Raw genomic sequence first — 19,301 nt, forward strand, 5'->3', positions numbered from 1 at the left:
GGGGGTCACCTCGATGCTGGAGCGAATGAGCTAGTCGCGGGCGGATTCGGGAGTGGTCAGGGCGGTGAAGAGGGAGCGGCGGTTCGTCCAGTGGCCGTCGCGCCAGACGGGGTGGGTTTTTACTTCTCCGTGGTAGCGCTGGAGCACTGCGACTTCCGTCAGGCGGCGGCCAGCGGACGTTCGGCGCATGTGGAGGATTACGCGGACTGCTGCGGCTAGTTGGCTGTGCAGCGCGTCTCTCGGCAGACCGCCTAGGGCGGCCAGGGCTTCCAGGCGTGCCGGGGCTTCTGCGGGCGAGTTCGCGTGCAAGGTGCAGGCACCGCCGTCGTGGCCGGTGTTCATGGCGTTCAGCAGGGAGCACACTTCTGCTCCGCGAACCTCGCCGACGATCAGGCGGTCTGGGCGCATGCGCAGGGCTTGGCGGACCAACTCTGGGAGTTCGACCGCACCGGCGCCTTCTACGTTCGCTGGTCTGGCGACGAGGCTTACGAACTGTGGATGGGTCGGGCGTAGTTCACCAGCGTCTTCTACGCAGACGATTCGTTCCGTGGGAGCGACCGCGCTCAGCAAGGCGCTCAGGAGCGTCGTCTTTCCGGCACCGGTGCCGCCGGTGATGAGAAAGGCTAGGCGGTGGTTGAGGATTGCTTCGAGGATGTTCCGGGCGGTTGGGTCGATGGAGCCGTGGGCTTCGAGCGCGGCTAGGTCGTGAGTCACCGGGCGTAGGACGCGCAGGGACAGGCAGGTGCCGTTCGCCGCGATGGGCGGCAGGACAGCGTGGACGCGGATTCGGCCTTGGCGGGCGGGGAGCCAGCCGTCGACGTATGGCTGGGCGTCATCCAGACGGCGGCCGGCGGCGAGGGCCAGACGTTGCGCTAGGCGGCGGACGGCGTCCTCGTTAGGGAAGCGGATGGTCGTGTGGGCGAGGCCTGCGGGACCGTCCGTCCAGACCTGGTCGGGGGCGGTGACCAGGACGTCGGTGACCGTGTCGTCCTCCAGCAACGGGGCTAGCGGGCCCGCGCCTACGAACTCGTCTCGGGCTTGGCGGACGGCGGCCAGTACTGCGTCGTGGCTCAGAGCGCCGCCAGCTTCGGCGCGGACGGCTTCGGCTAGGGCGATCGGGTCGGTGCCGCGGCTTTCGCCGGCCAGGCGGTGGCGGACTCGTTCTACTAGGTCGGTGGTCATTTACGCGGCCTGTGCGGTCGTGAGGGGACGCAGGTTCGCCAGCACGGCACGAGCGGCGGTGGCCAACGCGCCCTTCGGGGGCAGGTCGAACTCGCCGGATTCCAAGGTGGCGGCTACTCGGCGTTCTGGGGCCACGTCAGCGATCAAAGGCGGACCCAGCATGCCCGCGGTTTGCGAAGCCGGGACGCCGTCGATGCGGTGTCCACTTGCGACGACTGCGAAACGCTCGGTATGCGGGCGGAGGCGCGTCAGGACTTGTTTCGCTGCCATACAGGCACGGAACTCGACGGGAACGACTAGCACGACCAGATCGGCGGCTGAGGCGACGGCGAGCGTGCCCTCGTCGAAATGGCGGGGTAAATCGCAGACGACGGTTCGGCCGGCGCGGCTGCCCGCGGCGACTACCGCCGACAAAGCGCGAGGACTCGGACCCTCGCCGGAACGGCCGCAGGACAACACGGGGAGCTTGCCGCGACTGGGCAGTGAGGCGATCAGGGACGGGACAGACACCCGGCCGGACAACCGAACTTCGGGCCAGCGCAGGCCTTTCGTGTGTTCCAGGCCCAGCGGGAGGTCCAATCCGCCGCCTAACGGATCGCAGTCGACTAAGAGGGCGGAGTCGGTACGGGCGGCTTCGACGGCGACCGCTGCGGCCAGCACAGAAGTGCCGGAACCGCCTCGGCCGCCGACGAAAGCGATTACTGGGCCTGGTGATTCGGCTGGTGCGTCGGTGACGTCGGCGAACGCACCGGTCAAGCCCGCTTCGTCGTCAGGCAGGCTGAAAACTCGGCGGGCGCCGAGGGCGGCTGCGCGTCGCCAGGTATCGAGACCGGGTGCGCCTTTGCAGACAAGCACGACGCTGTCGCGTGCTGGCATGGGCGGGCTGTCAACCGAAATGTCCTCGTCCAGCACCACGAGCGGAGCTCGCGTCCATCGTCCGCGTGCGGCGGCCAGATCTGGCGCGTGATCGAACTCGCAGCCGACTACCGCGGCGACGCGGCGGATCTCTTCGAACACGGTGCCTTCGCCGGAGACGACGAGCGGTTGTGCGGTGGCCATGTGCCCCTCCCCTGGGTTTCGCGGGCCGGACTTCCACCGTCGCTCCCCGCCCGCCGACACGGCAACGCCCGTTTTTCCGTCATGTGGATAACCCGGGGGTTGTGGACAACTCGGGGTGCGAAATCGATCCAGCACCGCGGAGTGTCCGCCCGCACCCGACAATGCACGGCTCCGCGCATTCGGGCGAGAAAACGATTGCCGCGAAGAACCTCCGGAAAATCGAGAGCAAAGAAGTAAGTTTGCCGCACCGGCACGAGTAAGGGGCGCCGCGGCCGGAGAAAACACCGGAAAGGTAAGCGCGCGGTTAATTGATCTTGCCCGTAAGGCGCGCGGTGAACGACCGAGACAGCCCAGGTCAGGGCCGCAAAAATGGTCCAGACAACGATATCGGGGCAGAAGTGAAAATTGTTCGCCGACGGGAAAACGGGGGAGAATAGAAGGCGGCCCTCGCCAGGGGGGAGGGACGAGGGCCGCCAGGGGGTTCAGCCCCGGGGGGTCGGACTGAACCAGCCCGGTTCAAGACCGGGTCCGTTCACTGTAACTCCGTTAGCTATGAGTTGGCTGTGTGAGTGACACATACGATTCGATAACGGCACCCGAGGCCGTAAGCGAGCCGATGTCATCGATTTTCCGGCCGTCGCCACGACCGGTGTGCTGCCAACAACACGGCGCGGTACGCCTATCCTGATCACGTGGCCGAACCCCGCAGCGAAGAAGCACCCCGGCGCGTAGCCGCCTTCTTCGACCTCGACAAGACGATCATCGCGTCGTCCAGCGCGCTCGCGTTCAGCAAGCCGTTGCTCCGCGAAGGACTGATCAACCGCCGTGCGGCGCTGCGAAGTGCTTACGCGCAACTGGTTTTCTCGCTCGCCGGCGCGGACGCGGACAAGACCGAGCGGATGCGCGCCGAGGTTTCCGCGTTGTGCGCGGGCTGGGATGTCGCGCAGGTTTCCGCGATCGTGCGCGAAACCTTGCACGACGTAGTCGATCCGCTCGTTTACGTGGAGGCGACCGACCTCATCGCACAGCACCTCGACGACGGGCACGACGTGATCGTGCTGTCCGCGACCGGCGAGGAGGTCGCCGCCCCGGTCGCGGAGATGCTCGGCGCGACCCGCTGCGTCGCCACTCGCATGGAGATCGTCGACGGCCGCTACTCCGGCGAGGTCGATTTCTATTGCTACGGCGAGAACAAAGCCGTCGCCGCGAAGCAGCAGGCCGCCACGCACGGCTACGACCTCGCGGACTGCTTCGCCTACACCGACTCCAGCACCGACATCCCCCTGCTGGAGGTAGTGGGTCATCCGCACGCAGTGAACCCCGACAAGTTGCTGCGTCGCACCGCGGACGAGCACGGCTGGCCGGTCCTCGCGTTCGAGCGGCCGATGTCGCTGCGGACGCGGATCCCGGCGAAGTCCGCGGGCATGGTGGCGCTCGGCGTGGGGGCCGTGGCGGCGGGCGCGACCTGGTACAGCCTGAGCCGGCGCCGCCGGTCTCGGGGCGCCGACAACTGAGCACCCGCGTGGCGGTACCAAAACGCCGGTTTCCGCAGCTAGGTCCGTTGCTGTGGGTGGTGTTGTCACCGGATCGAGCCTCTGTACCGGTGCACCCGTACGCGCACTTGAAGTGACCGCGCTCACGGCGTAGAAAGTAGGTGCGGACGTTGATTCGGCCAGGACAGAGGTAGAAGAGAAGCCTCTGTCACCCCGGGCAACCTCCGTGCGCGGACTCCGGGTACCCACGCGCAGCACGCCGCGGGAGGCTCGTCGTCTAGGGACTGCGTACCGGGACGCCGGACGCCGAGTCCATGAAGGTACGACCAGAGTTGCACGCTTGGTCGCCCGAGATGTTCGCGCTGACTGGCGGCGCCCGTTGGCCTCGGCTGACGGGCGCCGCCAGTGTTATGTCGGCACCCCTTGCGCAGCGGACCGAGCCCGGCTCGAAGAAATCCGCGCGCGGCCTGACGTCCTCCCAGGTGAACCCTCTCGTTCCTGCGCTCGGCCGATGGACAACCCCGTATCGCGGTGAGTAGCTTCCCGATACCGGTGCTGCCCGGTGGACGCTTCACGACTCGCGTCCGCACCCGCGGCGGCACGCGACACTGGGAGGCAATTCGTGACGAACCGACTCGCGCGCACGCGGAGGATGCAGGTGTTCGCCGTTCCCCTTGCGGGGGTGCTCGCCGTCGGGGGGTTGAGTTCCTCGGCGTTCGCGGCGCCGAAACAGCCGCAGCAGACACCCCAGCAGACGGCCGCGCAGCTCGACGCCGCGGCCGCACGGGCGCTGCGCGGCATGAGCCTGGAAGAAAAAGTGGGGCAGCTGTTCGTCACGTGGGTGAACGGCAAGTCCGCGGACGAGGTCAACCCGAAGAACCAGACCGACTTCGGCGTCGACACCGCCGCCCAAGCCGTGCAGAAGTACCACCTCGGCGGCGTCATCTACTTCAACAACTCCAGCCGCGACAACTTCGACGACCCGACGCAGGTCGCGAAGCTGTCCAACGGCCTGCAGCGCGCCGCGATCTCCAGCGGCGCGCACATCCCGCTGCAGATCGGCACCGACCAGGAGGGCGGCACGGTCACGCGGATGGGCGCGCCGGCCACCGAGTTCCCCAACTCGATGGCGATCGCCGCCGGCCGGGACACCGGCAGCGCGACCAAGGCCGCCACGATCCTCGGCCACGAACTGCGCGCGGTCGGCATCAACCAGGACTACGCGCCGGACGCGGACGTCAACTCCAACCCGGCCAACCCGGTCATCGGCGTCCGGTCGTTCTCCGGACGACCCGACCTGGCCAGCAGTTTCGTGACCGCGGAGGTCAAGGGCTACCAGGACTCCGGGCCGGCCAGCCAGACCGTCTCGTCCACCGCGAAGCACTTCCCTGGCCACGGCGACGCGGCCACCGACAGTCACACCGGGCTGCCGAAGATCGACCGCTCCGAGGCGGACTGGCGCAAGATCGACGTGCCGCCGTTCAAGGCCGCGATCGCCGCCGGCATCGACTCGATCATGAGCGCGCACATCCAGTTCCCGAGCCTCGACCCGTCCGGTGAGCCCGCGACGCTGTCGAAGCCGATCATCACCGGCAAGCTGCGCGGCGAACTCGGCTACAACGGCGTCGTGATCACCGACTCGCTCGAGATGCAGGGCGTGCGGGAGCTGCACAGCGACGCCGAAATCCCGGTTCTCGCCTTGAAGGCGGGCGTGGACCAGCTGCTCATGCCGGTGCACCTGGACGTCGCGATCAACGCGGTGATCGCCGCGGTGAAGTCCGGTGACTTGCCGATGCAGCGGATCGACCAGAGCGTGCTGCGGGTGCTGAAGCTCAAGCTGAAGCGCGGAATCCTGTACTCGCCGTTCGATAACCCGTCGCAGGTCATGAAGAAGGTCGGCACGCCGGACCACCTGGCTACCGCGCAGGGCATCGCCGACCGGTCGATCACCGCGATCGCCAACGACGCCGGGGTGCTGCCGCTCAAGCAGAAGCCGTCGAGCGTGCTGGTCACCGGCTGGGGCGCGACCACGACGCAAACGCTTGCCGACCGCTTCACCGCGCACGGCACCAAGGCGACCGCGCTGGCCACCGGGCAAACCCCGACCGACACGCAGATCGCCGAGGCAGCGGCGGCCGCGAAGCAGAACGACGTCGTCGTGGTGCTCACCAACAACCTCGGCGGTTTCCCCTTGCAGGGCAAGCTTCTTCAAGCACTCATGGACACCGGCAAGCCGGTGGTCGCGGTCGCCGCGCAGATTCCGTACGACGCCGGTTACGCGAACCCGGTGCCGACCTGGCTCGCTACCTACGGGTACATCACGCCGTCGCTCGAAGCGCTGGCGAAGGTCGTGCTCGGCGAGACGAAGCCCAGCGGGAAGCTGCCGGTCGACGTCCCGGCCGGGGCGGACGTGCACACCGTCAAATACCCCTTCGGACACGGACTGACCTGGTGACTCTCAACCGCAGGAATTTCCTGGCCGTTCCGGCGCTCGCCGTGCCAGTGCTGGCGAGCAGTTCGACAGCGGCACAGGCAGCCCAAGCGACACCCGAAGCACCGCAAGCCGAGTTGGCACGCCGGGTGCTCACCGGTGCCGAACAGCTCGCCGCGCAGGGCTGGCGTCCGCTCGCCGGACGCAAGCTTGGCGTGCTGTCCAACCCGACGGGCGTGCTCGCTAACGGCGACCACATCGTCGACTCGATGGTCGCGGCGGGCGTACGTCCTGTCGCGGCCTTCGGGCCGGAGCACGGCTTTCGCGGCAGCGCGCAAGCCGGTGGCTCCGAAGGCGATTACACCGATCCGCGCACCGGCATCCCCGTGTACGACGCGTACGGCGCGAACGCGACGAAGCTCGCTTCGCTGTTTCAGAAGGCCGGACTGGACACTGTCGTCTTCGACATCGCTGACGTCGGCGCGCGCTTCTACACGTACATCTGGTCGCTGTACACGGCGATGGTCGCCGCAGCGAAGGTCAACGCGGCCTTCGTCGTCCTAGACCGGCCGAACCCCGTCGGCGGACGACTGTCCGGCCCAGTGCTCGACCCGAAGTTCTCGTCCGGCGTCGGGCTGAAGCCGATCGCGCAGCAGCACGGGATGACGGTCGGCGAACTCGCGCGGTTCTTCGCCGCCGAGTTCCTGCCCGGCGAAGGCGTGAAGCTAGCGAAGCTCGAAGTCGTCGAGGTACGCGGCTGGCGACGCGACACCTTCTTCGCCGACACCGGTCTCCGTTGGGTCCTGCCGAGCCCGAACATGCCGACGCCGGACACCGCGCTCGTGTACCCGGGCACAGGCATGTTCGAGGGCACCGTGTTCTCCGAAGGACGCGGCACCACAAGGCCGTTCGAGATCATCGGCGCGCCGGGCCTCGACTGGCGTTGGCGCGAAGAGCTCGAGAAGCTCCACCTGCCGGGCGCGGCGTTCCGCGAGATCTACTTCGTGCCCACCTTCGGCAAATTCGTGAACGAGCCCTGCGGCGGCGTACAGGTCACCGTCACCGATCCGCGCGCCTTCGACGCCATCAGCACCACCGTCTCGATGTTCGTGACGGCCAAGCGCGTCGCGCCCGACAAATTCGGCTGGCGGCCGGACCACATGATCGACAAGCTGTCCGGATCCGCGCGGCTGCGCACCATGGTCGACGCCGGCGCCGGGGTAGACGAGATCACCGGCGCGTGGCGCGCCGAACTCGCCGACTTCGCCCGCAGACGCCGCCCCCACCTGATCTATCGCTGAGGAGAGCGGTCATGCGTGCTAGGAAAGTGCTCGTCGCGACGTTGGCCGTACTGGTCGCGGCCACGACGACCGCGGGAGCAGCCACGATCGACAACCGACACGGCGGCTTCGCCGGGCGTTTCGACCGTCCGCAGCACGGGTTCGCCCCGGCGAGCACGACGCTGCGCGACGGCAGCCCGGGCGAGGTCAACCTCGATCCGCAGCCGATCCGCGACGCCGAACAGTTCCTGAAGAGCTGGACGCAGCCGGACGCCAGCGGGCATCCGCACTTCTCCGGCGCGGTCGGCCTGCTCGCGCACGACGGCGTGGTCGTGGACCGTTACGCCGTCGGCGGCGCGCTCCGGTATGCCGACGCCAAGGGCACCGAACTGCCGCCGGACCAGCAGGTCCCGATGCGCAACGACACCATTTTCGACATGGCGTCGATCTCGAAGCTCTTCACCTCGATCGCCGCGCTGCAGCTGACCGAGCAGGGCAAGCTGGACGTCAACTCCCCGGTCGTGCGCTATCTGCCGGAGTTCGGCGTCAACGGCAAGCAGGACGTCACCGTGCTGCAGCTGCTCACCCACACCTCGGGCTTCGACGCCGACCCGTCACCGTCGCTCTGGGCTGGCTATCCCGACATCCCGTCGCGGCGCAAGGCCATCCTCGACAGCCCGCTCAAGAACGCGCCGGGCAGCACGTACCTGTACTCCGACCTCAACATGCTCACGCTGGGCCTGCTGATCGAGAAGCTGTCCGGCAAACCGCTGGACCAGGTGGTGCACGACCGCATCACCGCGCCGCTCGGCATGGTCGACACCGGCTACAACCCGCCCGCGTCGAAGCTCGACCGCATCGCCGCGACCGAGTACGAGACGACGCCGCCGCGCGGGCTCGTGCGCGGACAGGTGCACGACGAGAACGCCTGGTCGCTCGGCGGCGTCGCCGGGCACGCCGGCGTCTTCTCCACAGCGAACGACATGGCCGTGCTCTCCCAGGCCATCCTCAACGGCGGCAGCTACCGCGGGCACCGGATCCTGCGGCCGGACACCGTCACGAAGATGCTGACGAACTACAACCAGCGCTTCCCCGGCGACGAGCACGGGCTCGGCTTCGAACTGGACCAGCCCTGGTACATGGGCGCGCTGGCGTCGCCGATCAGCGCGGGCCACACCGGCTTCACCGGCACCACGCTGGTCATCGACCCCGAGTCGCGGTCGTTCGCGTTGCTGCTCACCAACCGCGTGCACCCCACGCGCACCTGGGGTTCCATCAACACCGCCCGCCAGGTCTGGGCGACCTCGCTCGCGAAGGCGATGGCCGTGCGGCCGGTCCAGGGTCCCGATGCCTGGTACGCGAGCCTGGGAAACAACGGCGTCGCTACGCTCAGTACCCAACCGCTTCCAGCAGGTGCACCACTGCGCGTGTCCTTCGCCGCTTTCGTCGACACAGAGGGCCCGAGCGACCCGTTGCAGCTCGAATCGAGCACCGACGGGGTTAATTGGCAACCTGTTCCGCTCCAGGCCCGTGGCCCGGGCGCACCCGGCGACGAGACGTCCGCGCTCGGCGGACACGGGCACCGCTCCTGGTGGCGGGTGTCCGCGGAGGTGCCCGCCGCCGCGGCTACCTCGCTCCGGTGGCGTTACAGCACCGATCCGAATTACACGGGACGGGGAGTTTCCCTCGATAGTGTGAAAGTCACCCAACGCGGCCACGTCGTTCTCGATGGTGAGCGAAACCCCGCGGAGCTGGCCTCTTCGGGCTGGAATTTGAGCGCTCGGTAGGCACCCCGCCGCGCATTGCCACCTTCGTGTCCCCACTCAGTGGAACAAGACTCCTTCGCTAGACACACTTAGTTGCCAAGTCGTTAGCTTGAGGTCGTTAACACCGTGGACTCGGTTGGCGACTTTCTTGACAACGATTAATCGCAAACCGAAGTCCGCAGACACGGACGGGTTGTGGTTCTGCCGAAGGATGTGGGTAGCCTTGTCGCAAATGCCAACGGTTAGTAACTTTCCGACGGCGGATGATGCGGGATCCGTAATCAGCAGCGCACCCTCCGAGCACCTCGCAGGTCAGGCGACGGCGCGCGACGCGGATGCGAGCCCCCTGGTCCGCATTCGCTCGCTGCTGCCCGGACTCGCCCGGGCCGAGCAGCGGGTCGCGAAGGTTGTCCTGGAAGACCCGGCCGCCGTCGCGCGCCGCAGCATCACCGAGGTCGCGCTCGCCGCGAACACCTCCGAGACCACCGTGACGCGCTTCTGCAAGGCCGTCGGCGTCGGCGGCTACCCGCAGCTGCGCATCGCGCTCGCCGCGGACACCGCCCGCACCGAGGCGCGCACCTCGCGCAACCTCGGCGGCGAGATCGGCCCCGGCGACGACCTGGCGTCCGTCATCGGCAAGGTCAGCTTCGCCGACGCGCGCGCCGTCGAAGAGACCGCCGACCAGCTCGACGTCGCCGCGCTGCAGAGCGTGATCGACCTCGTCGCCGAAGCCGGCCGGGTCGACGTGTACGGCGTGGGCGCAAGCGCTTTCGTCGCCGCTGACCTGCAGCAGAAGCTGCACCGGATCGGCCGCGTCAGCTTCTCCTGGTCGGACACGCACATCATGCTGACCTCGGCCGCCGTGCTGAAGCCGGGCGACGTCGCGGTCGGCATCTCGCACACCGGCGCGACCACGGACACCGTCGAGGCGCTGCGGGTCGCGCGCGAGCACGGCGCGGTGACCGTCGCGGTCACGAACTTCCCGCGCTCGCCGATCACCGAGGTCGCCGACCACGTGCTCACCACGGCGGCCCGCGAAACCACCTTCCGGTCCGGGGCCACCGCCAGCCGGATCGCCCAGCTGACCGTCATCGACTGCCTCTTCATCGGCGTCGCGCAGCGGCACATGGAGGCGTCGGTCAGCGCCTTGGACGCCACGAGGGACGCGGTCGGCTCGCACCGGCTCGGGGTCAGACCCGACGGTCGTCGTCGTCCGCGGGAAACCGGCAAATGAACCAAGAAGCGAGGATCTGATGTCCGTCCCTTGCCAGACGGTGCACGTCGATTCGCCCACCGAACAACGAAACCCGCGCACGGTGGACATCGATCTGATGTCCACCATGGGGATCCTCGGCGCGATCAACGCCGAGGACCGCCGGGTGCCGGACGCGGTGGCCGCGGTGCTGCCGCAGCTGGCCCGCGCGGTCGACTACGCCGTCGAGGCGCTGCGCGGCGGGGGGCGCGTGCATTACGTCGGCGCGGGCACCTCGGGCCGCCTCGCGACGCTGGACGCGGCTGAGCTCGTGCCGACGTTCAACGTGCCCGGCGACTGGTTCATCGCCCACCACGCGGGCGGTGAGAAGGCGCTGCGGCAGGCCGTCGAGAACGCTGAGGACGACGCGGACGCCGGAGCGGCGGAAATCGCCGGGTCGGTGCGGCCGGGCGATTTCGTGCTCGGTCTCGCGGCCTCCGGGCGCACGCCGTACGTGCTCGGCGCGCTCGCCGAAGCCAGCCGGATCGGCGCGCACACCGGGCTCGTCTCGGCGAACCCGCGCGCCGCGCAACCGGCGGGCGTGGACGTCCTGATCGCCGTCGCCACCGGTCCCGAGGCCATCGCGGGCTCGACCCGGATGAAGGCGGGCACGGCGCAGAAGCTGATCCTCACCGCGTTCTCCAGCGCGACGATGATCAAGCTGGGCAAGACGTACTCGAACCTGATGGTGAGCATGCGCGCGACGAACGCGAAGCTGCGCGGCCGCACCATCCGGATCCTGCAGGAAGCCACCGGCATGACGATGGCCGACTGCTCGGACGCGCTCACCGAAGCGGGCGGCGACCTCAAGGTCGCGCTCGTGCACCTGCTGTCCGGCTGCGACGTCACGCGTTCCGCCGAGGCACTGTCCGCGGCGGGCGGGCACGTCCGCAAGGCGCTCGACTCGCTGCACCTGCGCGCCGGCTGAGCTCTACCCGATTGTCCGTGAAGGGCCCCTTGCGAGAATCTGATTCCCGCAAGGGGCCCTTCACGGTTTTCCGGCGAGCGAGAGGACGGCGATGACGCAACGGCTCACTCGCGGCGACCGGTGGTCGATCGGCGGCATGGCGGCCGTGATCCTGCTGCTCAACCTCGTCGGCTGGGGGTTGCTCGTGCTGGTGGTCGCGCCTGAGCATTACGCGCTCGGTGCGGGCGGCACCTTCGGCATCGGTCTCGGGGTCACCGCGTTCACACTCGGCATGCGGCACGCGTTCGACGCCGACCACATCGCCGCCATCGACAACACCACGCGCAAGCTGATGGCCGACGGGCAGCGTCCGCTGTCGGTCGGGTTCTGGTTCTCCCTCGGGCATTCGACGATCGTCTTCGCGCTGTGCCTGCTGCTGTCGACAGGCGTCCGCGCGATCGCCGGGCAACTGGAGGACGACGGTTCCGCGCTGCACGAGACGACCGGCCTGATCGGCACGTCGGTGTCCGGGGTTTTCCTGTACCTGATCGCGATCATGAACCTGGTCGTGCTCGTCGGGATCGCGCGCGTGTTCGCCCGGATGCGCCGCGGCGAACTGGACGAGGCGGAGCTGGAACGTCATCTCGACAACCGCGGCCTGATGAACCGGCTGTTGCGCGGAGCCACCAAAGCGGTACGGAAGCCGTGGCACATCTATCCGGTGGGAGTCCTTTTCGGACTCGGTTTCGACACCGCGACGGAAATCGGATTGCTCGTGCTCGCCGCGGGTGCGGCCGCGTTCTCCTTGCCCTGGTACGCGATTCTCGTGCTGCCGATCCTGTTCGCCGCCGGAATGAGCCTGTTCGACGCCGCCGACGGCGTGCTCATGAACTACGCATACGGCTGGGCGTTTTCCCGTCCGATCCGGAAGATTTACTACAACCTCACGGTCACCGCGCTTTCCGTGGCGGTCGCGCTCGGCATCGGGACCATCGAACTGGTGACGCTGCTCGCCGAGAAGCTCGGCATCACGTCCGGCCCGCTCGCCGCGATCGCCTCGGTGGACCTCGACTACGTGGGCTTCGCGATCGTCGGACTGTTCGTGATCACCTGGTCGGCCGCGTTCGCGATCTGGAAATTCGGGAGAATAGAGGAGAAGTGGGCCGCGCGGCTGGGTGCCGCCGACTGACACCGCAGGGGGCATCGTGAAGGGACAACTGCCGATACTGGCCAGAGCGCTGGCGCTCGTGTTCCGCCGCCAGACCGACGTGCCGCCGGACGGCGTCGCGATCCACTACAGCCGCGGCATCCGTCCGCTGTTCTGGGTGATGCTGGCGGTCAACCCGGTCGACATCGTGCTGGTCGAGGTCGTGGTGAAGTCGGTTCCGGTGCGGATCGTGTTGCTGGTGCTGGAAATCCTGGGCGCGCTCGCGTTCTTGGCACTCGTCGCGACGCTCTACAAGTACCCGCACGCAGTCAGCGGCGACGGGCTCCGCGTGCGGTACCTGTCCTTCTTCGACCATCGGATCCCGTTGGCCAGCATCGATTCGGTCCGGCAGGCGAGCCGGTCGCTCAAGGAACGCGGCGGGGTCAGCGTGCCCGAAGACGGGGTACTGGCCGTGGGAATCAGCCAGGCGACCAACATCTCGGTCACCCTGTGCGCACCGCGGCTGGTCGACCTCGGCCGCAAGGGCACCGTCGAGATCACTCGGCTCGACCTCTGGGCCGACGATCCGCGAGCCGCCGTCGCGGCGATCCGGGACCAGCTGCCCGCGAGCGTGTGAAGCTGCCGGGAGCGGCGGCGGATCCCCCTGCCGCCGCCCCGGCACCACCCCCAGTACCCCCAGCGCGCCTCAGAACGAGCCGACCGGCTGGCGGATCGCGGCGTTGAGCCGGTTCCACACGTTGATGCCGGCGATGGACAACAGCAGCGACGAGAGCTCCTTCTCGTCGTAGATGTCCGCGGCGGCGTCCCAGACCTCGTCCGGCACCGGGTCCGACCGGTCGGCGAGCCGGGTCACGTGCTCGGCCAGGTCCAGCGCGGCGCGCTCGGCGTCGGTGAAGTACGGCGATTCGCGCCACGCGCCGACGCCCCAGATCCGCTCGTCCTTCTCGCCCGCTTCCTTCATCTCCCGCGAGTGCATGTCGACGCACATGCTGCAGCCGTTGATCTGGCTCACCCGCAGGTGGATCAGGTGGTGCGTGGTCGCGGGCACCGTGCTGTCGTTCGTGGCCTTGCTCAGCGCCATCAGCGCCTTCATGGCGTCCGGCTGAACCTGGATCGGGTGGGTCATCCGAGCCTGCATGGTGATCTCCTCCTGTCACGCCCGCCTCGTTAGGCGGGTCTTGCTGGTATGACCCGGCCCAAGGAGAAGATGTGACAGTGCGGGACGAAAAACAGGACGAGAATTTTTGGGCGGCTCAGTTCGAGGAGCATCGGCCCAGGTTGCGGGCGGTGGCGTACCGGATGCTCGGTTCGTTCGCCGAGGCCGACGACGCCATCCAGGAGACCTGGCTGCGGGTGACGCGGTCGTCGGGAGAGGACGTCCGCAACACCGGCAGCTGGCTGACGACGATCGTGTCGCGGCAGTGCCTCAACATGCTGCGCTCGCGCGCGAGCAGGCGCGAGGACCCGCTGGACATCCGGGTGCCGGACCCGGTCGTGGAGACCGGGGACGGCGTCGATCCGGCGGAACAGGAGGTTCTCGCGGACTCGGTGGGGCTCGCCCTGCTGGTGGTGCTGGAGGCGCTCGACCCGGCGGAACGGCTCGCGTTCGTCCTGCACGACATGTTCGCCGTGCCGTTCGACGAGATCGCGACGATGCTCGACAAGAACACCGCCGCGGTACGGCAGCTGGCGAGCCGGGCGCGCCGCCGCGTGCAGGGGGTGACCCCGGCCGGTCCGGCGGATCGAGCACAGCAGCGCAAGATCGCGGACGCCTGGCTCACCGCTGCGCGCGGCGGCAACCTCGAGGGGCTCGTCGCCCTGCTGCACCCGGACGCTCTGCTGCGCGTCGACACCGGCGGACTCGGCTCGAAGGTCGTGCGCGGCGCGGCCGAGGTCGCGGGCAGCGCGTCGCAGTTCCGCCCGGACGGTCTGGTGTCGCAGTACGCGACCGTCAACGGCGGTCCTGGCTTCGTCGCCCGGCGCGACGGGAAGGCGGTTTCGGTGCTGTCGTTCACCGTGGCCGACGGATTGATCACGGAGATCAACATCCTCGCCGACGTCGAGCGGATCGCGGCGCTGAACTTCTGAGGTCAGCCGAGCCGGTCCAGGGCAGCTACCGCTTCGGCGGGCAGCTGCACCTGGCCGGCCGCGAGGTTTTCGGCGAGATGCGCGGAGCTCGCCGTGCCCGCGATCAGGAGCGTGCCCGCGTAGCGCTGCAACAGCCAGGCCAGCGCGACCTGCGCCGGGGTGCAGCCGAGTTCGGCCGCGACGCCGGTCACCACCGGATTGCCGCGCACGTCCTGGCCCAGCTCGAACGCGGAGCCCAGCGGGAAGTACGGCACCCACGCGATTTCGTGTTCCCGGCACAGCTCCAGCACGGGTTCCGTGGCGCGGTAGAGCACGTTGTAGGAGTTCTGCACACAGACGATCTCGGCTCCGAGCGCGTGCCGGAGCTGGTCGGCGGACACGTTGCTGAGCCCGAGCGAGCCGATCTTTCCCGCGTCGCGCAGGGAAATCAGCTCGGCGAGCTGGTCGTCGATGTCGACGAGCTGGTCGCCTCCCGCGATCAGGCCGGGTCCGGCGTCCGCGCGGCGCAGGTTGACCACGTCGAGCTGTTCGACGCCGAGCGCGGCGAGGTTGGCCTCGACCTGCGCCCGCAGCTGCTCGGGCTGTTGCGCGAGCCGGAGCCCTTGCGCTGATTCCTCGGCCCCGACCTTGGTCACCACGACCAGGTCGTCCGGATAGGGCGAGAAGGCTTCGCGGATCAGGTCGTTGCAGCGGCCGTCGCTGTAGAACTGGGCGGTGTCGAGGTGGTTCACACCCGCGTTGGCCGCCTCGCGCAGCAGTTTCACCTGGTCAGCGCGGTCGGTTCCGGGGCGGCCGAGTTGCATCACGCCGTAGCCGATTCGCGCGACCTCGCGGCCGGCGAGCTTCGCGGTGCCGCCTGGAGCAGTGGTTGCCGTCATGAGGAAAGACTCCTGCCGTGGCATAGTGGAAGATGATGCGGAGGCGCCTCCGTATTTCCACCGTAGCAGAACCGGAGGACCCTCCACTTTGTCGAGCGCCAAGAAACCGCGCGCGGATGCCGAACGCAACCGGCTCCGCCTGCTCGCTGCTGCCCGCAAAGCGTTCGGCGAAGGCGACGAGCCAGTGACGTTGGAGCGCGTCGCGCGCGAAGCGGGTGTCGGCATCGGGACGCTCTACCGTCACTTCCCTTCCCGCGAAGCACTGGTCGAGGCGCTGTACCGGGACGAGTTGGCGCAGGTCGTCGCGAGCGCGCCGAAGCTGCTCGAGAGCGAGAAGCCGCTTCGCGCGCTGCGCCGGTGGATGGACCGCTTCGCCGAGTACGCGAGTACGAAGTACGACATGGCCGACACGCTGCGCGCGATCATCGAGGCGGGCACGGTCGACATGACGCAAGTCCGCGCCGAGCTGACGGAGGCCGTCCAGCTGATCATGGATGCGGGCGCGGCCGATGGCACGCTTCGGACGGACGTCCGGGCGCAGGACGTGGTCGTGACGGTGGTCGGTGCGTGCAGCATGCGGACGCTGCCGGGCGGGCTGGAGCAACTGGACCGGATGCTCGACCTGATCCTCGCCGGAGTCCGTCAGCCGCCGAGTTGATGCACGCGCAGCGCAAGCTGGATCTCCAGCGAGCGTTCGGGCTCGCGCCAGTCCTCTCCCAACAGCACCGCGAGGCGTTCCATCCGTTGCGCGACCGTGTTGACGTGGACGTGCAGGGTTTCCTTTGCCCGCGCCAAATTCCCGCCCGCCGCGTAGTACGCACGCAGCGTGCCGATGAGGTCGGTGCCGCGGCGGGCGTCGTAGTCGAGGACCGGTCCGAGTGTCGCGCGGACGTAGCCGGACAGGTCGGAATGCCTGCCGAGCAGGACGCCGAGGAACCCGAGGTCGGCCATCGCCGCGCCGTCGCCTTCGCGGCCGAGAGCGAGCAGGGTATTAACACACCGAACAGCTTCAGTGTACGCCTGCGCCAACGCTTCCGGACCGCTCGCCGGACCAGCCGCGCCGACGGTCACCGGACAGTCCACAACGGACTTTAACTCGGCCGCGATCCGTGCCGCCGCAGGCTGATCCGGCGCGAGTGCGACAACTTGCTCCGCGTGAACACCGACCAAATCGCCGTATCGCGCACAGGCTGCAGCGAGCCCGCGTCGAGAAATACCGGACGCGTGCGCGACCAAAACCGCGTGCGGTGCCGACAAATCGACGCCCAATCGGCGTGCGCGAGCGACCAACGAGCCCGGGTTACGGGTCGGCGCGGTGAGCAGGTCGGTCAGCAATTCGCCGCGCACTTGATCCTCGGCTTGCGCGACGGAACGACGCAGCAGCAACAGCAAGGCCGTGACAACCGCAGCCCGTTCAAAGAGCCGACGGTCGTCCCCGGCTAGCTCGGGCCGTCCGGAGAGCGTCAGGCTGCCGAGCAATTCGCGGCCTGCCCGCACTGCGCAGACCCAGACGTCCTTTGTGGACACAGCGCGGCCATTGGCGTGCGATGAAGCAACCGCCGCAGCGTCAAAAGCGACCGCAGTACCGGCCAGCAGCCCGCCTTCCTCGTCGTGCACAGCGATCGATCCGCGCAACACTCCGGCCACTTCCGCTGCCACCGCGGGCAAATCCGCGCCGCCGAGCACCAGGTCCATCAACCGGTCATGCGCGTCGTCGGCGCGGCGCATCGTCGCGTTGGCCGCGTTCAGCTCCGCGGCCGCGGAGCGCGTTTCTTCCAGCAGATGCGCGGTGTCCAACGCGATCGCGGCGTGCGCGGCCAGCGACGACAGCAGCGCGACTTCCGCCGTCGAGAATGCCCGCGACGAACGGTCGGACGCGTACAGCACGCCCAACACCTTGCCACCGATCGCCAGTGGCACACCGAGGATCGCCTTCAACCCCTCTTCGCGGACACCCGCGTCGATCGGGTTTGTGTGCCGGAAGCGCTCGTCCTCGAAGTAGTCCGCGGTCGCGTATGGACGCGCGGTTTGCGCTACCAGCCCGCCGAGCCCCTCGCCCATCCCCAGGACAATCTGTTGGAACAGCGCGGAAACCGACCCGTCGGTGACCCGGATGTACGTCTCGCCGTTCGCCTCGTCGTTGAGGCTGAGGTACGAGACGTCCACGCCCAGCAACGTCCGCGCGCGCCGGACGATCGACCGCAGCACCGCGTCCGGATCGCGCAGCCGGGCGAGGTCGCTGGCGGTGTCGAACAACGCGGTCAGCTCGGCTTCCCGCCGCCGGTGCTCGCTGAGCGTCTCGCGGATCCGCAACGCCAGCTCGGTCGCCGAACCGATCGCGGCGGACTGTTCCGCGGACAAGCCCCGGGCAGCGACGTGCGCCAGCTGCTCGCTGCTCGCTCCGGCGGCGAGCAGTTCGAGCAGCCGGCGATACGCCTCGGCAGTGGGGTCCACACCCGTCATGCTGTCATTGAAGCCTGCCGTTCGGCCGCCGTCTCGTGCAGCGACGCGCCGCGCGTCTCCCGGGCGGCGAGCAGCGCGACCAGCGACAACAGGCACATCGCGACCACGTAGACCGAAACCGGCACCGTCGAGTGGTACGCCTCGAACAGCGCAACCGCGATCAGCGGGGCGACCGCACCGGCCGCGATGGACGACAGCTGGCCGCCGACCGAAAGCCCGGTGTAGCGCACGCGCGTCGGGAATTGTTCCGCGAAGAACGCCGCCTGCGGCCCGTACATCGCACCGTGCACGACCAGCCCGATCACCGCCGCGCCGATCACCGAACCTGTCGTGCGCAAGTCGAGCAGCCAGAAGAAACCAAACGACCAAGCGGCCATCCCGACCACGCCGAACAGGTACACCGGCTTCCGGCCGATCTTGTCGGACAGCAAGCCCCACAAGGGAATCGTCACGAAGTGCACCGCCGACGCGACGAGCACCGCGGTCAGCCCGGTCGCCTTCGGCAGGCCGAGCCCGGTGGTCACGTACACGAGAATGAACGCGGTGATCACGTAGTAGGAAACGTTTTCCGCGATGCGCGCGCCGAACGTCACCGCCAGCGCGCGGAAGTGTCCGCGGAAGACGTCGACAATCGGTGCCTGCTCACGCTCGTCCGCGGCAGCCTTCGCCGCGATGAACACCGGCGATTCCGAAACCGCCAGCCGGATCCACAGGCCGAGCACCACCAGCACGCCGGACAGCAGGAACGGAACCCGCCAGCCCCAAGCCTGGAAAGTCGCGTCCGACTGCGCCGATGCCAGGATCGTGAGCACCGCCGTGGCCAGCAGGTTCCCGGCCGGAACGCCGGTCTGCGGCCACGACGCCCAGAACCCGCGCCGCCGGTCGTCGCCGTGCTCGGACACCAGCAGCACCGCGCCGCCCCACTCGCCGCCGAGGGCGAAGCCCTGGATCAGCCGCAGCAGCGTGAGCAGGACCGCTGCGAGCACGCCGACCGCGCTGTAGGTGGGCAGCAACCCCATCGCGAACGTCGAGCCGCCCATCATCAGCAGGCTCACGACCAGCAGTTTCTTGCGTCCGATCCGGTCGCCGAAGTGCCCGAACACGAGCCCGCCGATCGGCCGCGCGAGGAAGCCCACCGCGTAGGTGAGCAAGGCGAGCAAGGTGCCGGTGAGCGGGTCGGCGGTCGGGAAGAACAGCTTGTTGAAGACCAGCGCGGCGGCCGAGGTGTAGAGGAAGAAGTCGTACCACTCGATGGTGGTTCCGATCAGCCCGGCTCCGACGACGCGCAGCAGCTTTTTGTCCATAATGGACTCCACTCCGTTGTGGGGAAAGGG

General features: G+C 68.6%; 16 protein-coding genes. 10 read left to right on the forward strand and 6 right to left on the reverse strand.

Features of this window, described 5'->3' with window-relative positions; translation table 11 throughout:
• Positions 1 to 30: 30 nt before the first annotated feature.
• The gene (locus EIZ44_RS11155) at positions 31 to 1,182 is read right to left on the reverse strand and encodes a TadA family conjugal transfer-associated ATPase (protein WP_134728503.1); all 1,152 of its coding nucleotides are present in this window, start codon (positions 1,180 to 1,182) and stop codon (positions 31 to 33) included.
• Positions 1,183 to 2,241, reverse strand: a complete 1,059-nt coding sequence (gene ssd, locus EIZ44_RS11160; RefSeq protein WP_037808353.1) for a septum site-determining protein Ssd — start codon at positions 2,239 to 2,241, stop codon at positions 1,183 to 1,185. It abuts the gene before it with no gap.
• Between the two features lie 692 nt (positions 2,242 to 2,933).
• On the opposite strand from ssd, the gene EIZ44_RS11165 reads away from it, so the two are divergent.
• From EIZ44_RS11165 to EIZ44_RS11200, 8 genes are all read left to right on the forward strand, one after another.
• Positions 2,934 to 3,755: an HAD family hydrolase gene (locus tag EIZ44_RS11165; protein WP_043827107.1), complete on the forward strand. Its 822-nt coding sequence runs from the start codon at positions 2,934 to 2,936 to the stop codon at positions 3,753 to 3,755.
• A 631-nt stretch (positions 3,756 to 4,386) separates the two neighbouring features.
• A complete protein-coding gene (locus tag EIZ44_RS11170) occupies positions 4,387 to 6,189 on the forward strand; it encodes a glycoside hydrolase family 3 protein (RefSeq protein ID WP_167754092.1) in 1,803 nt (600 codons plus the stop codon).
• The gene (locus EIZ44_RS11175; RefSeq protein ID WP_134728504.1) at positions 6,186 to 7,466 is read left to right on the forward strand and encodes an exo-beta-N-acetylmuramidase NamZ family protein; all 1,281 of its coding nucleotides are present in this window, start codon (positions 6,186 to 6,188) and stop codon (positions 7,464 to 7,466) included. Before EIZ44_RS11170 ends, EIZ44_RS11175 begins: the two co-directional genes overlap by 4 nt.
• 11 nt (positions 7,467 to 7,477) lie before the next feature.
• Positions 7,478 to 9,232 carry a serine hydrolase domain-containing protein gene (locus tag EIZ44_RS11180; protein ID WP_134728505.1) on the forward strand — a complete coding sequence of 585 codons (1,755 nt, stop codon included), beginning with the start codon at positions 7,478 to 7,480 and terminating at the stop codon, positions 9,230 to 9,232.
• Positions 9,233 to 9,443: 211 nt separating this feature from the next.
• Entirely contained in the window at positions 9,444 to 10,445 is a 1,002-nt protein-coding gene (locus EIZ44_RS11185; protein ID WP_037808359.1) for a MurR/RpiR family transcriptional regulator, read from the forward strand.
• 16 nt (positions 10,446 to 10,461) lie between these two features.
• A complete protein-coding gene (locus EIZ44_RS11190) occupies positions 10,462 to 11,391 on the forward strand; it encodes an N-acetylmuramic acid 6-phosphate etherase (RefSeq protein WP_106961109.1) in 930 nt (309 codons plus the stop codon).
• A 91-nt stretch (positions 11,392 to 11,482) separates the two neighbouring features.
• Positions 11,483 to 12,559: a Nickel transporter NicT gene (gene nicT, locus EIZ44_RS11195; protein WP_043827102.1), complete on the forward strand. Its 1,077-nt coding sequence runs from the start codon at positions 11,483 to 11,485 to the stop codon at positions 12,557 to 12,559.
• A 16-nt stretch (positions 12,560 to 12,575) separates the two neighbouring features.
• Positions 12,576 to 13,154: a hypothetical protein gene (locus tag EIZ44_RS11200; RefSeq protein ID WP_134728506.1), complete on the forward strand. Its 579-nt coding sequence runs from the start codon at positions 12,576 to 12,578 to the stop codon at positions 13,152 to 13,154.
• Positions 13,155 to 13,223: 69 nt separating this feature from the next.
• On the opposite strand, the gene EIZ44_RS11205 is transcribed toward EIZ44_RS11200, so the two are convergent.
• On the reverse strand, positions 13,224 to 13,664 hold the full coding sequence (locus EIZ44_RS11205) for a carboxymuconolactone decarboxylase family protein (RefSeq protein ID WP_238603934.1): 441 nt from the start codon (positions 13,662 to 13,664) through the stop codon (positions 13,224 to 13,226).
• 83 nt (positions 13,665 to 13,747) lie between these two features.
• Here EIZ44_RS11205 and EIZ44_RS11210 point away from each other — a divergent pair, with 83 nt between their 5' ends.
• Positions 13,748 to 14,626, forward strand: coding sequence for a sigma-70 family RNA polymerase sigma factor (locus tag EIZ44_RS11210; protein ID WP_134662034.1), 879 nt, complete (start codon positions 13,748 to 13,750; stop codon positions 14,624 to 14,626).
• A 2-nt stretch (positions 14,627 to 14,628) separates the two neighbouring features.
• Here the strand turns inward: EIZ44_RS11210 and EIZ44_RS11215 are convergent, their stop codons facing one another.
• A complete protein-coding gene (locus EIZ44_RS11215) occupies positions 14,629 to 15,504 on the reverse strand; it encodes an aldo/keto reductase (RefSeq protein ID WP_205673104.1) in 876 nt (291 codons plus the stop codon).
• 88 nt (positions 15,505 to 15,592) lie between these two features.
• Here EIZ44_RS11215 and EIZ44_RS11220 point away from each other — a divergent pair, with 88 nt between their 5' ends.
• A complete protein-coding gene (locus tag EIZ44_RS11220) occupies positions 15,593 to 16,162 on the forward strand; it encodes a TetR/AcrR family transcriptional regulator (protein WP_134728508.1) in 570 nt (189 codons plus the stop codon).
• On the opposite strand, the gene EIZ44_RS11225 is transcribed toward EIZ44_RS11220, so the two are convergent.
• Positions 16,147 to 17,967 (reverse strand): helix-turn-helix domain-containing protein, encoded by a 1,821-nt coding sequence (locus EIZ44_RS11225; RefSeq protein WP_134728509.1) that lies wholly within the window; start codon positions 17,965 to 17,967, stop codon positions 16,147 to 16,149. The two genes, EIZ44_RS11220 and EIZ44_RS11225, sit on opposite strands and share 16 nt — an antisense overlap.
• Positions 17,964 to 19,271: an MFS transporter gene (locus tag EIZ44_RS11230; protein ID WP_134728510.1), complete on the reverse strand. Its 1,308-nt coding sequence runs from the start codon at positions 19,269 to 19,271 to the stop codon at positions 17,964 to 17,966. Before EIZ44_RS11230 ends, EIZ44_RS11225 begins: the two co-directional genes overlap by 4 nt.
• Between the last annotated feature and the right edge of the window lie 30 nt (positions 19,272 to 19,301).

This window comes from Amycolatopsis nivea, assembly GCF_004522235.1.
Lineage (GTDB): Bacteria > Actinomycetota > Actinomycetes > Mycobacteriales > Pseudonocardiaceae > Amycolatopsis > Amycolatopsis nivea.

Coding starts and splice junctions, on each gene's coding strand:
- EIZ44_RS11155 (WP_134728503.1), bottom strand. CDS start 1,182: ATGACCACCGACCTAGTAGAACGAGTCCGCCACCGCCTGGCCGGCGAA.
- ssd (WP_037808353.1), bottom strand. CDS start 2,241: ATGGCCACCGCACAACCGCTCGTCGTCTCCGGCGAAGGCACCGTGTTC.
- EIZ44_RS11170 (WP_167754092.1), top strand. CDS start 4,387: ATGCAGGTGTTCGCCGTTCCCCTTGCGGGGGTGCTCGCCGTCGGGGGG.
- EIZ44_RS11180 (WP_134728505.1), top strand. CDS start 7,478: ATGCGTGCTAGGAAAGTGCTCGTCGCGACGTTGGCCGTACTGGTCGCG.
- EIZ44_RS11185 (WP_037808359.1), top strand. CDS start 9,444: ATGCCAACGGTTAGTAACTTTCCGACGGCGGATGATGCGGGATCCGTA.
- nicT (WP_043827102.1), top strand. CDS start 11,483: ATGACGCAACGGCTCACTCGCGGCGACCGGTGGTCGATCGGCGGCATG.
- EIZ44_RS11205 (WP_238603934.1), bottom strand. CDS start 13,664: ATGACCCACCCGATCCAGGTTCAGCCGGACGCCATGAAGGCGCTGATG.
- EIZ44_RS11215 (WP_205673104.1), bottom strand. CDS start 15,504: ATGACGGCAACCACTGCTCCAGGCGGCACCGCGAAGCTCGCCGGCCGC.
- EIZ44_RS11225 (WP_134728509.1), bottom strand. CDS start 17,967: ATGACGGGTGTGGACCCCACTGCCGAGGCGTATCGCCGGCTGCTCGAA.
- EIZ44_RS11230 (WP_134728510.1), bottom strand. CDS start 19,271: ATGGACAAAAAGCTGCTGCGCGTCGTCGGAGCCGGGCTGATCGGAACC.